The 16,260-nt window shown below is 41.9% G+C and carries 8 protein-coding genes; all 8 read right to left on the bottom strand.

The genetic code is table 11. From position 1 onward, the window contains the following. Positions 1-16 precede the first annotated feature (16 nt). Positions 17-1,336, bottom strand: coding sequence for an IPT/TIG domain-containing protein (locus OQ289_RS19830; RefSeq protein ID WP_270088484.1), 1,320 nt, complete (start codon positions 1,334-1,336; stop codon positions 17-19). A gap of 545 nt (positions 1,337-1,881) precedes the next feature. Further along, positions 1,882-3,960, bottom strand: a complete 2,079-nt coding sequence (locus tag OQ289_RS19835) for a sialate O-acetylesterase (protein ID WP_270088485.1) — start codon at positions 3,958-3,960, stop codon at positions 1,882-1,884. Positions 3,961-4,168: 208 nt separating this feature from the next. After that, complete coding sequence (locus tag OQ289_RS19840) at positions 4,169-5,122, bottom strand: hypothetical protein (RefSeq protein WP_270088486.1); 954 nt, start codon at positions 5,120-5,122, stop codon at positions 4,169-4,171. Positions 5,123-5,273: 151 nt separating this feature from the next. Next, positions 5,274-7,025, bottom strand: coding sequence for a hypothetical protein (locus OQ289_RS19845; RefSeq protein WP_270088487.1), 1,752 nt, complete (start codon positions 7,023-7,025; stop codon positions 5,274-5,276). A gap of 96 nt (positions 7,026-7,121) precedes the next feature. After that, positions 7,122-8,936 (bottom strand): hypothetical protein, encoded by a 1,815-nt coding sequence (locus tag OQ289_RS19850; protein ID WP_270088488.1) that lies wholly within the window; start codon positions 8,934-8,936, stop codon positions 7,122-7,124. Positions 8,937-8,982: 46 nt separating this feature from the next. After that, positions 8,983-11,169, bottom strand: coding sequence for a RagB/SusD family nutrient uptake outer membrane protein (locus tag OQ289_RS19855; protein WP_270088489.1), 2,187 nt, complete (start codon positions 11,167-11,169; stop codon positions 8,983-8,985). A 24-nt stretch (positions 11,170-11,193) separates the two neighbouring features. Continuing rightward, the gene (locus OQ289_RS19860) at positions 11,194-14,310 is read right to left on the bottom strand and encodes a SusC/RagA family TonB-linked outer membrane protein (RefSeq protein ID WP_270088490.1); all 3,117 of its coding nucleotides are present in this window, start codon (positions 14,308-14,310) and stop codon (positions 11,194-11,196) included. A 49-nt stretch (positions 14,311-14,359) separates the two neighbouring features. Beyond that, the gene (locus tag OQ289_RS19865; RefSeq protein ID WP_270088491.1) at positions 14,360-16,255 is read right to left on the bottom strand and encodes a RagB/SusD family nutrient uptake outer membrane protein; all 1,896 of its coding nucleotides are present in this window, start codon (positions 16,253-16,255) and stop codon (positions 14,360-14,362) included. Positions 16,256-16,260 lie beyond the last annotated feature (5 nt).

Genomic DNA, 16,260 nt, shown 5'->3' on the forward strand with positions numbered 1-16,260 from the left:
GGTTGGTTTTTGTTGATTAGTTAATTGAGAGTTTTCTAACTCGATTGTTGTTAAAGTCGGCGACATACACAGAGCCATCTTTACTGATCCCAATTCCTGAGGGATTGTTAAAGAGTGCTTCCTCCTTTCCGCCGTCTTTCCAACCGGCTGTACCGGGCATCCCCAGCACAGTCTCTACCATATTATCAGGCGTTATTCTTCGAATACAATGATTGCCAGAATCAGCAATAAAGATATTGCCTTGCGCATCGCAGAAGATTTGTTCTGGATTTCTAAACTGCGCTACTTCCAATCTACCATCTCGATGCCCACCGGCTATCGATCCACTTAATTTTTTAAAGCTATTCTCTGGGTCAGTAACATCGATACTACAAATGCTATTTGCATTTACACCTGAGTTGCCATAAAATGAGATGTATAGAATATTGGGATTTAACGGATTGAAAGTCAAACCATAACTATCTCCTTGTTCTGTTTTGTAGATTGTTTGGACTTCATATGTCCTCGGATTTATCTTGACAATATGACCATGGTAGTAACGTGTGTAAAGAAAGCCGTCGGTAGGGTTAAAAACCATGGAGTGTTTCCAGCCTGCATCGGGGCGATCCCCTGAAGCCGGCCATCTCATTTCTCGAATTCGCGGTCCCCAAAACTCTTTCGGATCTAAGGTATAATAAGATCCAACTGTAGTCTCCGTTGGAAAGCTGATTGTGCCGGTTTCTGGGTCTGCAGCTGGCACATTGGCAATAACATTTCTAGCAACCGTTATCAACTCATTTGCCTCTTCGTCTATTCGGGCCACATGATACATATCGGGAACCCGATTAATCATAAAAATATTGTCTTCCTTATCTACACATACATATCGAGGGGCAACAATGGATTGGGTGAGATCCCCATCACGATAGGAGTTGCGGCTACCATTACCGGCGATGGTCGTCACAGTTACCGATGTCTTGTACAAAAACTTTTGAGTATAAGCTAAAGAATCCTCGCCTATTGCTACGGATATTGTGCAGGTATCGCCCGGGAGCCGAGGAGCTAAAACGTACATCCTCGTTCCGGTAGACCCAACAACAGCCGCTTTTCTGTTATTAAACCAAACACGAATTTGCTTAGGGTCTGTTCCAAAATTTTCTCCAGTTAGCATTACCTTTTCAAGGTATTTCCCCGAGTCTGGATAGACAATTTGTAATTTAACAGGTTTGGACGGATCGTACTCCTCTCCTTGGCCCTGTGTACTGCCGTCTTTCTTGCAAGATAGAACGGTGAATAAAAGCAGTAACAATCCAACGCTTAAGATTGTCGTACTAGTGGAATGCTTATTTGTATCCATAGTAATAGGTTATTAATTAATACATTAATTATTCGAAGGGTTATCGGAAAAATTAAAAAAAATTGGTTATGTAGCTAAAAAATAGGTCTTTGGCTTGGTTAATTCATCATCATCAACTACATTGTAAAGATACCGATACTTATTACTGCACTGTCCTGCTCCATCCTGCAACAGGTTGTTTACAACCGCTTTTACAGGTAATTAGCGCTAATTTTTCGAGATATTTCTTGTCCCATATCAGCCATAATGGAATCACTTATACGTTTTAGCTACTTGAAAATAAATAATCAAAAAAAATGTTTACTTTTTTTTGATTATTCTCGAGAAAAAAAATCAAAAATGATTTTTTTTCTCCCATCTTCACTTACAGAGTGTATCCTTGCGTACCTACTTTCTAGGAGTATCCCCATTGAAATTTTGATTTTCTATACGCCGTTATGATCGGTGATTAATCAAGAGCTGAAAGGTCCCCTAACAAATCGAGAGAAAATAAAAAAAGGGATTTACCTCATCCTGAAAAATTCTTTGCTAATAGACCGGGCTATTTAATATGGATAGATATCCTTAATAGGCCAATTGTCCGTTCGGAATGGAAGAGCAGGAAGTCCTTCCTTGTTGAAAAATTTGGATAGATAGGGGTAATTTTCCCACCCATACCTTACAGCGGCAATATGAGGAACAAGAGGAGAGGATACCATCACTCCCTGCCCGTGTATTCGGGCTTCGGCAGGATAAAATTTTTGGTCGTTACCGGCAACCATAAATCCTTGCAGAAAGGTCTTTTCGTTTGTCAAATGGTCTGTTCCTTTTTTATAGAAAACAATCGCTTTATCCCCTTTATACTTTACCTGCTTTAAATCTGGTCCCGAAAAGACAATGTCCGTTTGACGATATACTTTACGCAATGCTGCAGCTGACAATCTATTGCCGACTTCCCACTTCAGCCTAGGATGTATATCGTGTATATCACCTAGATCAAACGCAGATATACACCAAGTATTTGTCACTTCATTAGCCACTTTTCTTTGTATATCACGCAAAAGAGGCCATGCATCCGTCAATTCATTACCGCTTACTTTTCCGTCAAAACCTGCAAGTTGTACCCACAAAAAAGGCATAGCGCTGTCCTGCCAATAGTTTCTCCAAGTGGAGACCAGCATGGGTAGCAAATATTGATACTGCGATGATCGGTGGCAATTACTTTCACCTTGATACCACAATACTCCCTTCATAGATACATTTTTAAGTGGGGCTATCATGCCATTAAAGAGATATCCAGGAGCATGCGACTGACCAGGTACATCCCAATTTTGGGGCCAAGGAACCTGTATTGCCTCTCCTTTTTTCAGCAAAAGATCATACGCTTTATAACGCTCCATATAGGAACGTGTATAGACGGATGTATTCAACGCATCTTGAGGAATCCAACTTTCTATTCCGGTACCACCATAATGCGCAGTAATTATTGCTATCGGGACATCTAATTTGTCTTCTAGATTGAGGGCGAACGCCAGGGCAACTGCGGACCAACCAGCTACTTCGAGAGAATCACCTACATACCACTTACCTCCGGTTTCGTTCTCTTCAACCGGAGAGGACCATTGCTGCTGCTTATAATGCCTGAGCATGGAAAGGTCATAATCCTGACTTTTGCTCAAACTGTCCAGAACGTCACTTTGCCAAGCTCTCATCTCCATATTGGATTGGCCAGATGCTAACCATACTTCGCCGATATCGACGTTATTGTACACAACTGTCTCGGTAAGAGACGAAATCTTTAATTCCAGTCCTCGGCCCTTTTTTAAGGAACCTAGGGTGACTAACCACAATCCGTTCTCATCTGTAATTGCACGCTCTTCGTTTCCTCCCAACTCGACTTTGACTATTTGGTGCGGCTCTCCCACTCCCCAGACTTTAATGGGCTTTCCTCGTTGGATGACCATATTATCACCAAAATACGAGGATGGTTTTAACTGTTTCTTTTTTAATTGCTCACGACTGAGCAGAAGCATGTGATTTTTAAATTTGATCGATGGGCCATTTACATATATGCCAGTATTCCCCTTTCCAAAGAAAGGCATTAAATTCTCTACGCTCCATTTCAAGAAAACAGCTTGACTTTCCACCTCAACAACCTCTACCTTCCAAGGCCTCCAATGTTCTTTATCTACTCCCGGTGCTCGATAAATTTTAATTTGATAATCTCTATTTAATACTAGCGGTGCCATCACCTCGAGTTCTTCTACTACTCGAATCGTACCATACTGTCTTTTCCCTAATTTCAATACTGTACGATGATCGCGTGTTCCGATTGACAAAAAATGATAGGTAGACTCATCGCTGAAATTCAATATGCACCCAAAGCTATTCTCTTCCTGTAAGGAATCTTCTAGCCTAAAGGATAGGGATATGGCATCCCATATGGAATTGCCTATTGGGGGATTGTCGAGAAAGTAAGAGGAGAGGTTGTTGGAGAAGTTGGGCGATCGTTGGCTATGTAAGTAACCATTGCTATCCATACTCCAATCGCCATGAATAAGAAATCGAGTCGTATCAATCTGAGCAACTACGCTGCCAACGAGAAATCCCATTAGAGAAATCAATAAAATTAGATCTTTCTTCATCTACACTACAATTGGTTTTCAGAAGTTTGGAATGCCCTAATACAATCCTATACGTTCGCTTTTAAGATGAAAGAACGTACATCGCTTTCTATTATTTGGACAATAATAATATTCTAATCAAATGGCGGCATCCTGCCCTATCCTGCAACAGATGTAGATGCAACACACGCTATACAACCTACTAAGTTGGTAGATTACAGCAGTAATCTTATTTCTTTTTTCGGATTTCTTGGATATCAAGATTCCGGACAACCACGCCAGAATTGATCGTCGCTGTACTTTCCCAACCAATGTTCATCGTCGTAATTTTCATATCTCTCCACTGACTCTTTTTCAGAAACCCTCGGGCTTGTGCTTCTTTAAAAGCAGCCTTTAAGCTTGGCAGAATATCGATGTCGACAGGTTGCCATTGGCCTGACCGAAGGCTTTCTTTCAAGACTTGGTTACTGCCGAGCATATAAATAAATTTGGCAGAAGCGTCTGATTTACCAATATCCTCTGCCATATAGGGAGGGATATCTACGTACCTATAGTCATAAAAAGGTAGTCCAAACCATAAGAAATCATCATACCCGGAGGAATTTGGATTGACATCTTGCAGCGTGACAAAAAACTGAAATTGAGCGGAGTGCAAGCCATTATCAAATAATGGCTCAGGCATTTTTAATTCACTAAAAAGTAGGCGGAGATCCATCTTCACCTTTAACATTTCCAAATTATCCGTCAGTGAAGGAGCTTCAAAGGTCTGCGCTAACAATAAATGAGGCCAATATTCTCCATTCTTTCTGACTGCTTCGTACTCATGCTCTGCCAACACTTCCAAACGAACGGAAATCTCATTCTTTGATTTTCTAAATCCGATCGTTTTGGCCTTATTGGCAAACACGATTTCCTCGCCCTGAGCGGGGACGGCAACATTCGATACCAGATGCTTGGTACCCCATTCGGCTATACTCCATTTCGGTTGAGACTCGCTCTTGCCGAATGGAAATAGGAAGTTCCCCTGTCTGGGCTCGCTGGTATTTGCTCCTTCCATTCTTATACCATTTTCAAATTTCCGATCTGCAAGTAGCGATACTGTATCGTGTTGGGATACTGAACGGGCGGCAGTCTGACTTTCTCCCACATGATAGAAGAAGAGAAGACCAAGGGTGAATGCCATTGGCATTATTTTAGTGAAATCAACCATTTTTTTCAAAATTTAATTGAGAATATCTGCGGATCTTTTAGCCTTTCGATTATAAAGGTTATGCTCTTTATTGAAACCGCTGCAATCCTAGTATGCCTTGGCTTATTTTAATACGCTCATACGGTTACTTTATTTTTACAGTCAGATTCAATCTGCCCCCAGGCGCCGTATCCCCATTTAGATACCAATCCAAGGGATCGTCTTTTTGCATATTATCGGACCATTTAAATTCAATTGACGCACCCTCAACGGACAATCCAAGTTTTTCATACGATATGGTGACTATCATCTCGTTATCGAGTATCTCACACCGGACAGTAGTCACATCTTTCCATGATCCATTGACGTACCGTTGTAGCTGGTCTCCATTGACTACCCTAAAATCATAACCATTCCAACCCGATAAATAGGACTCATCAATATTCAACCACAAGGTCATCCAATCTCTACCTGATTTTGTCGATATTTTGTCTACTGTTTGTACATAAAAACTAAGGTCTTTACTGGAAGCTGCTAATTTTAAAACTTTGAAATCATTTCTCCCAGTTTTGTTCTCATATATTATTTTGGGTTCTGATTGTGCTCCTGGATGACTTCGATGTAGCACATCTCCAGTAAAATCTGTATAAAGAGGTGTGATATCTTTCCAATTGATGCTCTTTTGAGGTGATCCATCTTTATTGACGTAGAGGGGAGGATTTGTGCCTTTGTAGCGGCGAATATTCGCAATCATCTGTAAGTAATATGTATCCTTAAGATCGGCAGTCCACGAGGGTTCAATATCCCGACTATATTCTGGATTTGCTTGATCAACAAAATGGGCGTGATGCTTATTCTCATCTGCACGACTCCATTTGCCTGCAATCCATTCATTCCACCCCGTGATGAATATAAAGGGTACATCTTGACTTAAAGCAAAATCCCATTGCTCTTGGATATTGTAACCATAATAGATATCCTTGGAGGGATTTCCGGGTGAGCCTTTGTGAAAACTTCGGCCCCAATTGCCAGACTTTCCATAGAAGGCGCTACCTCCCATTGATGCGTCAAGATTAGGATGTTGTGCTGCAGAAACGTTGATAATTTCCTTCTGTCCACTTTTATTTTTGTAGACGCGTTGGGGCCGTTGAAATTCAATCCATGGCCAACCATTTACCTTCTCGGCTTCATTGGGCCATTGCGACTCTCTAATTGTGAAAAAAGATTCGTAATCTCTTCCTGCAGCCTCCTTGGATAACCCGATGATAAGGGGCTTTCCTTCCAAATAGTACCAGTTATCGGGATAATTGCTGATTGCCTGAGGACCATAAAAGTTTTTGTAAATTTCTTGCATCGCTTCTCCGGAAGCTGTGTTCGTATAAAAAACGATTTTAGGGGGGGTCTTCCCCTGTTTTCTTACGGCATCCATTGCCTTCATTAAAGCGTCACATTGTTTGAAATAGGTCAATCTATTGGTCGCATCGATAACAAGAAAATCAACCTCAGCATCGGTTAGGAGTTGAATATTCTTAAGATGTACCCAATAGTCGTCACCTCTATAATACCCATAGATGGGTTCACCCCAAAAATAGTATTTCCCGGCACCTGACGCTCCTCCTCCCCATCCGGGGTGATAGAAGTCCTGGAAAACTTCAGGACTGTATTGGTACAACTTATCCAAATCCCATTGGTGGGCAGAGGTAGGAGACCCATCATCCCCTTGCCATAAAAAATAGAAAAGCCCGATTTGCTTGCCCTTCTTTTGCGGTCCTACTTCAGAGAATTGGGGCAAAATCCGTCCGAGATCATCCACACCCGTAAACGCCTGACCTTTAACGCCCAAGGCAGCCCATGTGGTGACTAGGGTTAATATTATCTTTATACTTATTTTTTCCATAATTCACATGCGGTATACATTCGTTTTATAACTGTTGTCAACTCCACTATAATAACCTAAGGCCCTTTTCCATTGCTCAGCAAATTTCTTTAACGCTCAATCCGTTTTATAGACAAAATTAAACCGCCCTCCCGGGGCTGTATCTCCATTAACGTAGAAATCCATAATATTACCATTTTCTTGCATATTGTCATTCCACTTAAATTCCAAATTCAATCCCTCTCCCTTAATCCCTAGCACTTTTTTCGGAATGGCGATTACCAGTTTATTATGATGTGTAGCCATCTTAGAATGACCGATGCTTTCCCATTCCCATCTATTTCCTACATTGCGTTCTATGACGACTTTATTCTTGGATGGGCTCATTCTATTGATTACAAAATCATACCCGTTCCATCCGGTATTTTTATCTCGATCTATATCTATAAACAACAGCATCCAATTGCGATCATTCGGAGAGGTCAATTTGTCATTGGTTTCTACATAAAAATAGATTTGATCGATATCTCTTGCTACTTTGGCTCCGACAATATCATTCCGCCCGGTAGTATTTGTATAGTATTTATCATACCGCCCGCGATGACCCCTGTGTTCGGTATTTCCTTTATAATGTGCATAATAGGGTTTGACTTGATCCCAATCACTAGGTTGGGCAAGATTTATGGTCTTGGGCGGGGAGGCAATATCCAAGGTTGCCATTCCCTTAAATTTACGCACATTGTCTATTAATTGTTGATAATACACATCCCCTTTGTCTCCCCATCCTTTATTTGGCTCAATATCTCGACTATGTTCCCAATCAAACTGATCGACAAATGAGAAAGGATCTCCGGTCCAACTATCCGAAGGAAGCCATTGTCCAGCAATAAATTCGTTCCAACCGGTTACAAAGACTAATTCAGGATCGATTTTTAGTGCTTGGTTCCACTGCTCCTGAAAATTCCACCCATATAGATAGCCATCCACTCTTGGGTCAAATCCGTTAGTCTGACTGAAACTTCTGCCATATGTCCCGGGAAGATTAAATGCACTACAGTGGCCATTCGTTGATGGCCCTGCATTCTGGGCAACTCCTACAGTGACTTGCTCAAATGATTCGTCTTTATTCTTGACATATCCTTTCTGTGGATAATTCTCCAGCCACCCCCAGTGGTCGGAACGCTTTGGTCCGTCAACATAGTCTGGTTGGCCAGGTCGAAAAGTAAAAAAATTGGCTATTTCCTGGTCTTCAGTTGTTTTTTGAAGATTATCTGGATAGGCCATGATACCAGGTTTCCCTTTCCATACGAACCATAAATTCTGATAGCGGCCGGGTTTATACACATCTTTGTAAAGCTGCCGAAGTGATACCAATGAATGGGGGACTGGCCCAAAAGGTAGCATAAATGCTATTTTAGGAACTCGTACTCCATCTCGTTGAGCTTCATCCCAGGTTTTCAATAGGGCCTCATACGACTCTTGCCAGGTTAAGCTCCCATTGGTGCAATCAAAGAAAACAACATCTACCCCAGCATCTGCCAGCATCTCAGCATGTTTACGAAGCACCCAAGGGTCGGTGGTCTTATAATACCCCAATAAAGGTTCTTCCCAGAAAAAAAAGCCGGGCTTTTTAGTTCCCCACGCAGGGTGGTGGTAATCCTTCATGGCTTCTGGATGTTCTCGAACAATTTCGGTGATATTTTTGACTTGATAGGTGGTGTCATCATGTCCCTGATGCCATGTCCAATAAAACATGGCCACCAACTTATTGTCTTTTTTTAAACCGGCAGTTTCTTGGCTCGCGGCTTTGCGCCCCAATGCGTCGGTAAAAGACCATTGATCGCTATTGACAATCTGCTGGGCTTTGACGAGCTGTGCATTCCAGCATACTATTAGACCAAAAATTAATAGTGATATCTTTCCTTTCATCATGCTATAACTAGTTGAATTATACGGGTACTCATCTCTTATTTTTCTACTATTCTAACCATCCCGGGTTTTGCCAATTCTGGTTGTTTAACTTGCTCATCTTATCCACCTCGCTTTTATCTATCGGATACAGTAAATATTTATTATCCCATGAATGGCGATCGGAAAACTTAAATCTATTGTAGGCAAAAGAACCATCTTGCCTTTTCACGATGCTCACCCCTGTAACAAACTTATCTGTTTCAGCTAATATTTTCCAACGGCGCACATCAAAAAAACGGTGTTCTTCGTATGCTAATTCTACTCTACGCTCATTTCGATACTTCTTTTCAAAGTCCTCTTTGCTTAGCCCCGTAGGAAAACCAGGCATCCCTGCACGCGTCCGCACCGCATTAACGGCATCGCGTGCGCTCATTGACCTAGTTCCTGTTTGCATCTTGACTTCTGGCCCATGCGACTGATAGGCGGACTCGGCAAAATTCAAATAGACTTCGGCCAAACGAAATAGTCGAGTATAACCGTCAGCAACATTGTTGAGTGTAGAGCTATGATTATAGTATTTTCTAAGGTAGTATCCGGTACGGGTATTTTTACGACTGCTATTGGAAATTTCATCAGCGCCGCCAACAAATGTCTGTACGACATCGGATGATGCGGAAGAGGTTTCCAACACTCTCAAATTTCTAACACGGATATCTCGATTTGCCTGTCCACCAAAATCGAAACGTAGCACATCACCTTTATTGCCCCAACCTAACCTGGCAGCACTGGCAGCAATGTCAATTGTATGTGTAGTCCAATTGGTGGCCACCGGAATATTCGGGTAGGTGGTGGACCTTCCCCCTGCAATTGGGCTAAAAAACAATTCGGGACTTTGGATGCCTGTGGTGCTCTGATACTCAAAAACGAGCTGAACAACTGGGAAACCTTTCATTTTGGAGGGCAGAGCAGAAGTCTGTACGAAAGGGTCCCCTCCCGTTGTAATGATGTCAAAGTAGCCATTCTCCTCCTTAATGTTCATGTGGTTACTGGTGCCCATTTGTAAAGAAAGGTTATATTCCTCATGACCTTCTTCTCTAGACGCCTTCGCCGCTCCATTGTAAAATATGGAAGCATAAAATCTCGGATCCCTTTTGCTATAGGGCGCCTCAGGATCGTAGCCAGATGCAGTATTGATAATAGGTTGAAGCCTATCAGCATCTGTATAACCCAAAATAGGAGCCATTCCGTTTGCCATTTCGTAGGCATCTACCAAATCTTGTGTCGGACAATGCCCAGCTCTTTCTTGGTTGGGAGTAGAAGGGAGTCCGACATATCTCCAAACTTCCTGACGACTCCCCAAACCATAAATCGTTTCCTTATCTACTGATCGCTGATCGTTAGGATTGGTAAGGAAATAAAGTGCATACGCATTTTCTGCGACTGCGGCACTGGGCTGGACATCAAAAAGTTTATAATCATTGTCCAATAGTTGACCAAGAGCCTCTGCATTTATAGCTGTTGCTTCGGCCCAAGTAAAGGTACCATCATCAAATAATGGGCTTACTGCATATGTGATGGCTTGCGACATGATGGCATATGGAATCGCTCTCGTCATAATTCCATTTTGATTGTCATAAATATTCCAAGAAAAACCATCTTGCTCGTTTGGGGCTGCGAGTGCCTCTCTGCAATCTGAAATAATAAATTTTACAATCTCCGAAACTGATGTACGGGTCATCGCTCCATAGTCCGACCCGACTGGAAGCGCCTTATCCAGTAAAGGCACGGCACCGTATCGCTTAATCAATTGCAAATAATACAAGGCGCGCAAGGTGTGTGCTTGTGCCTTCCAACCAGCTTTCGTGGTTTCAGAAGCGAAGGCAGTAGATGTTGGAATATTCTCTATAAAAACATTACATTTCCTTATTCCCTGATATAGACTTGTCCATGGACTTCCATCAGTCAGTACACTTCCAAAATTGGAGGGTGTTACATTTCCATTATACCAATTGGAGTATCGATTTCCAGCAATAATATCTTCGGAGTCATGTGATTCGTCTGATAATGAAGCTCTCGCAGCTCCTGGTGATGGACAGTGTCCATAACATGAATTTAAATATCCTCGAGTACGGTTGTAATCGCTAAATACCTCATCCATGGTAATCCTTCCATCCAACGGCAAGTCTAATTGCTTATTGCAACTACATGCCATAAGTAAAATGGCAACATAGATAATCTTCTTATAAAAATTCATAACCTTTTGAAATATTTACAGCTGTTAAAAAGTAAGACTGACTCCTAAATTGTACACGCGATAGACTGGTATCGCACCGAAACCTCCTCCTTCTGGACCGAAATCATCGGTTTTCATATGACTCCAAGTCAACAAATTCTGTCCGCTTAGCAAAAATCGAATCTTTTCAGCTCCCATTTTATGCGCAATACGTAAGGGCATACTATAGCCTATCTCTAGATTTTTAAGACGTAGATAGGACATATTATTGACATAGAAGTCATTCCCTTCGTGACTTGCGGTAGCATTTGTTGACAATGCTGGATATAAGATTGGAGCTCCGCTTTGATATCTTTCTTCTGTCCATGCTTGTTTATGAATATTTGCATAGATGCCTTCATAATGATGTTCTTGAACTCCCCAACCGGTCACAATGCGAGAATATCCACCTACTCCTTGAAATAGGACATTCAAGTCAACGTTTTTATAGTTTACTTTTCCATAAATTCCGTACGAATAGGTCGGGATGGCACCTGTACCAAGAGGTACCCTATCTCGATCGTCAATCACTCCATCTGCATTTAAATCTTGGTAGAGAAAATCCCCTAGGCGCTTGGAACGCTCATATTTCGGGCTATTACTAAGTTCTTCAGCGGTATTGATATATCCATTGCCTTTACTATGATCGATTACGTATCCAAATGCTTGACCTACTGAAAAACCTTGTGAACGGAATGGATAGATATAATCTTCGGCTCGCTCAGCCTCATTATTGCTTACTATGTTATTCTTAGTTTTGCTGAGATGCCCTCCAAAACCAATAAACCAATCTTGATTCAGGGATTTCTTAACATCTAAAGTAAGTTCATAGCCTTTATTTTCAAAAACACCGACATTCAAGTTGGGATAGTTTCCAAGAGGTATACCTTGAAATGTAGGGATTGCCGAAGTGGCCCCCACCATCATATTGTCTGTACGCTCATCAAACAAATCAGCCGTGATAGTGATTAAATTAAACAGGCCGATATCCACACCAATATTTCTTTTTTCAATCTGTTCGGCTTCATACATAGGATTTCCAAATCTATTTTCGCTGACGAGGTATTGGAGATATGCGATAGGTCCACCACGGCCTACCGTTACATCATCGATATATGAAAATCGTCCTTGACCATTTTGATCGGTAGCGGTCTTAGACCATGTTCCTCGAAATTTGGCCAACGATAACCAAGAGACGTCTTTCATAAACGCTTCATTGGTCAAGGCCCAAGCCAAGCCAATACCTGGAGTGAAGGTATAACGACGGTCTTTGGCAAACTGCTCTGACCCTGAATATCCCCCAATTAAATCTACGATATACCGCTCGTCATAGGCATACTGTGCTTTGACTCCAGAACTCATCCTATTGTATGGAAAAAGCCCCGGACTGCCATTATCTGCTTTGATCAGATTTTGGTAGAAAAAGTATCCGGTACTACTGATTTGGTGTTTGTCAAATTTTCTATTGAAACTAAGCTGTCCTTGGTACGACAAGTGATAGTAATGAGAGCTCGATTTGGAATAGCCTAATGGTTCATTTACGTTGGTATAAACGGGCGAAAAACTCAATTCATCTAAATTAATGGTATTACGACGCATTCGCTGATAATCCTGTAGGGTATTCATGCTTCCTACTGTATTCGTCTGGTAGGAAAATAAACCACTAGCTGATAATCCATCTACCAAAAAACTCAAATCCAGATTAGCTCCAAACTGCGAAAAGATATTGGTGACGGTGTGATTACGATATCCTCTCCTATTCAACATACCGTAGGTTGGGTTAGTAACATCTCCGGAGGTAATCACCTGCTTGCTATTGGACAGCTCTTCTCCGGTCTCTGGATCAAAGGCTTCGGGGGTTAGCGGACCATACATGCTCGGAGGAAGATGAAAAATGCTACTGTATATAGTTGCATTTCCCTCCCCTGGAGTATGCTCTCTCTTGACATTTCCCGCCAATCGTACATACGCAGACAAATATTTATTTATTTTCATATCCACGTTGGACCTATAATTGGCCCATACATTATATGGATTGGTCCGATAGTCTTCTTGATCCGTATTAAAATATCCTGCTTGGTGCATAAAATTAACATTCGAGTAATACTGTACTCGATCGCTCCCTCCAGAGACATTAAGTCCAACACGCTGCATATTTGAGAGTTCACGAAAATAGTAGTCATACCAATTGTTATTGGGATACAAAGGGTCAGAGCCTGATACGAATTTTTGTATTTGCTCTTCGGTATAGAGCGGTTTATAATTCGCTTGACTCTTGTAATCATTATGCCATGCTTCTTGACGAAGTGCGACATACTCACCCGATGACATCATATTGGGTCGAGTGGTAACCTGTTGTACCGAGTGGTCCAAGCGGGTATTGATTTCAATATCTCCTTTCTGCCCACGTTTGGTTTTAACCAACAGGACCCCATTCCCTCCTAATATACCATACATTGCTTGATCCAAACCATCCTTAAGTAGGACAACAGATTCAATCTCGTTTGGTGAGATGTAGTCAAGAGTTTGATTGGCATTGTAGGGAATCATGATGCCATCTACCATGACCAGTGGTCCCCCCGACCTTGAAGTCGAAAATCCCCTAACATAAAAGTTGGTATTGGCCCGGGACAATTCTGAAGAGGTTTCTTGCGTGGTTAAGCCCGAAAAACGTCCTGCAAATCCCAATGTCAAATTCGCAACGGGAGCTCGTTCCAACTCCTCCCCAGTGACGACAGAAACCGTACTGGTCATCAGACGCTTGGGCTGCTCATCCCAGCCTAACGGGATAACATTATCTAAACTATGAATGTCAAGTTCCAACTGGACATCCATATCAGATTCGCTATTAATTTTGACCGTTTTGGTCCTGTAAGAATCGGCTGAAAAAGTCAAAGCCAAACTACCGTCATCCACTATAATATCATAGTGTCCTAAGACGTCTGTGGATGTCCCATTTTTTCCTTTCTCTGACTTGACAGACACTCCCTTCAATGGCTTTCCATAGACATCTGTCACCTTTCCCTTTGCGGGAAGTGAGTATGATTGCGCCGAAGTAAAAGATAGACCTAAAACAAATAATTGAAGACCTATGGCTATTACTCGAATAATGTAACTATTCATATGCTTTTATATCTCGTTTAATAATTAATATTCATCCCGGGATTTGGGATTACCACCCGGGATTTTGCCACACCACGCCTGTAATAGATTCCAATCGACTTGCTTCATTTAACGGAATGGGGAGTAAGAGATAGGCATTAGTATAGTTGCGTCGTTCTAATGTCCGCACTGTCCTCCTATTATAAGTAAATGTCCCGTCTTTACCCTTCACGATTTCCATAGCCGTGACCCATTTATCGGTCTTGGAAAGATCACCATCAGGTTGGCTCCATCTACGGACATCAAAGTAGCGACACTCTTCAAATGCTAGTTCTACACGTCGCTCATTCCGAATCCGTAAAATCAATTGTTCTTTATTCAACCCATTCGGTAATTCAGGCATATTGACCCGACTTCGGATTTCATTTACAGCTTCCCTGGCCTCATCAAGATGTCCGGCCTCAGCCGCAGCCTCGGCAAAGTTTAGTATGATCTCACCGAGACGGAAATACTTCCAACCTGCCCCAGCGACAGGGTTATCATTTCCAGAGTTAGGATGCAAGAATTTGCGATGGTAGTATCCTGTTCTCGTAGCACGACGGGCGGTAGGGTGTATACCCGTTTGTGGTTCACCAACGTAAGTCGTTATAATACGGGTTCGATTTCCAATCCCTCCAGGATAATTTTCAGGAGACTGCGGGACTTCTATAAAATTCCAAAGTGCTTTACGCTTCGACCCATTGTGATATATAGATGCGTAAAATCTAGGGTCACGATTAGCATAGGGATTATTGGGGTTATACAATTTATTTTGAGAATTATAGTTGGGTTGGAGGTGCTTCTCATCCAAATACGGATTTTCTAAATTTAATATAGTTTGCCCATCCAGGGTTTCGTAGGCATCGACCAACTCTTGTGTGGGAGAGGTCCCACTTTTGTAACTATCCTGTGCACCAACTCCATCGATATTCCATATATTTCCCTGGCCTTCTCGACTTTGATAAATAGTCTCCAAATCGACCTGAGAAATACTAAAAGACATCCCACGAGTAAAGTATTCATTATACACCCCCGCATATTTACTATTTTCAGGTCCCAAGAATGACACATCAGATTGATAGGTCTGGGGGAAATTTACTTTTTTATACAATTCATATCCGTTGTTTCTCAAATTTTGTAGAGACTGTTTATTTATTTGGTATGCCTCTTCCCAATGGTCCTTGCCGATATTGTTCATCGGACTAGCTGCAAACAAAAACATCTTGGATTTAATAGCCTCGGCCAATGCTTTTGTAACACGATATGACTCGCCGTTGCTTATGCGCCATGGGAGATATTGGGATTGCAAACCTGCATTGCAATCTTCTTCGATAAATTTGACAATCTCATAATAAGTCGGTTTCACGAGCGTACTAAAATCCGCAGCAAAATGTATAGGCTCGCGAAGAATAGGTATGGCATTTCCATACCATTTCAGTAATTCATGATAATAGTAAGCGCGGAGCACATGAGCTTCTGCTTTCCAACGGTTACGCTCCTCTTCACTATTCACCTGTGCCTTGTCAATTTCGGAGATAAAAATACTGCAATTGCGAATGCTTGCCCAGTACCGATTCCAGTAGTCTCCATTACCTGCTTCTACAGAGGCCGGGGTTTCTATAGGATGATTTCCTGCTGAAGCATTACCATTATAAAGTCTGCCGGAAGTCAATGTAGGCTCGGCCTCAGCGTCTCCATCCCAAGCTTCATCACTCCACACCACGGGACCTCTCGACCAGAAAAAGTAACGAACGCCCTTACCGGACATATTGGAATAGCAGCTATTTAAAAATGCACCTACCTTTATGTGATCCTCAAAAACCTCGGATAAGTCCATTTTTCCATCTGGCGCCATATCCAACGTTTTGTTGCATGACAACAATAATATGGTCACACAAAATCCTATTATATATTTTTTAATTTTCATATCAA

Source organism: Sphingobacterium sp. SYP-B4668 (genome assembly GCF_027627455.1).
Classification (GTDB): domain Bacteria; phylum Bacteroidota; class Bacteroidia; order Sphingobacteriales; family Sphingobacteriaceae; genus Sphingobacterium.

Coding starts and splice junctions, on each gene's coding strand:
- OQ289_RS19845 (WP_270088487.1), bottom strand. CDS start 7,025: ATGGAAAAAATAAGTATAAAGATAATATTAACCCTAGTCACCACATGG.
- OQ289_RS19835 (WP_270088485.1), bottom strand. CDS start 3,960: ATGAAGAAAGATCTAATTTTATTGATTTCTCTAATGGGATTTCTCGTT.
- OQ289_RS19865 (WP_270088491.1), bottom strand. CDS start 16,255: ATGAAAATTAAAAAATATATAATAGGATTTTGTGTGACCATATTATTG.
- OQ289_RS19840 (WP_270088486.1), bottom strand. CDS start 5,122: ATGGCATTCACCCTTGGTCTTCTCTTCTTCTATCATGTGGGAGAAAGT.
- OQ289_RS19860 (WP_270088490.1), bottom strand. CDS start 14,310: ATGAATAGTTACATTATTCGAGTAATAGCCATAGGTCTTCAATTATTT.
- OQ289_RS19855 (WP_270088489.1), bottom strand. CDS start 11,169: ATGAATTTTTATAAGAAGATTATCTATGTTGCCATTTTACTTATGGCA.
- OQ289_RS19830 (WP_270088484.1), bottom strand. CDS start 1,336: ATGGATACAAATAAGCATTCCACTAGTACGACAATCTTAAGCGTTGGA.
- OQ289_RS19850 (WP_270088488.1), bottom strand. CDS start 8,936: ATGATGAAAGGAAAGATATCACTATTAATTTTTGGTCTAATAGTATGC.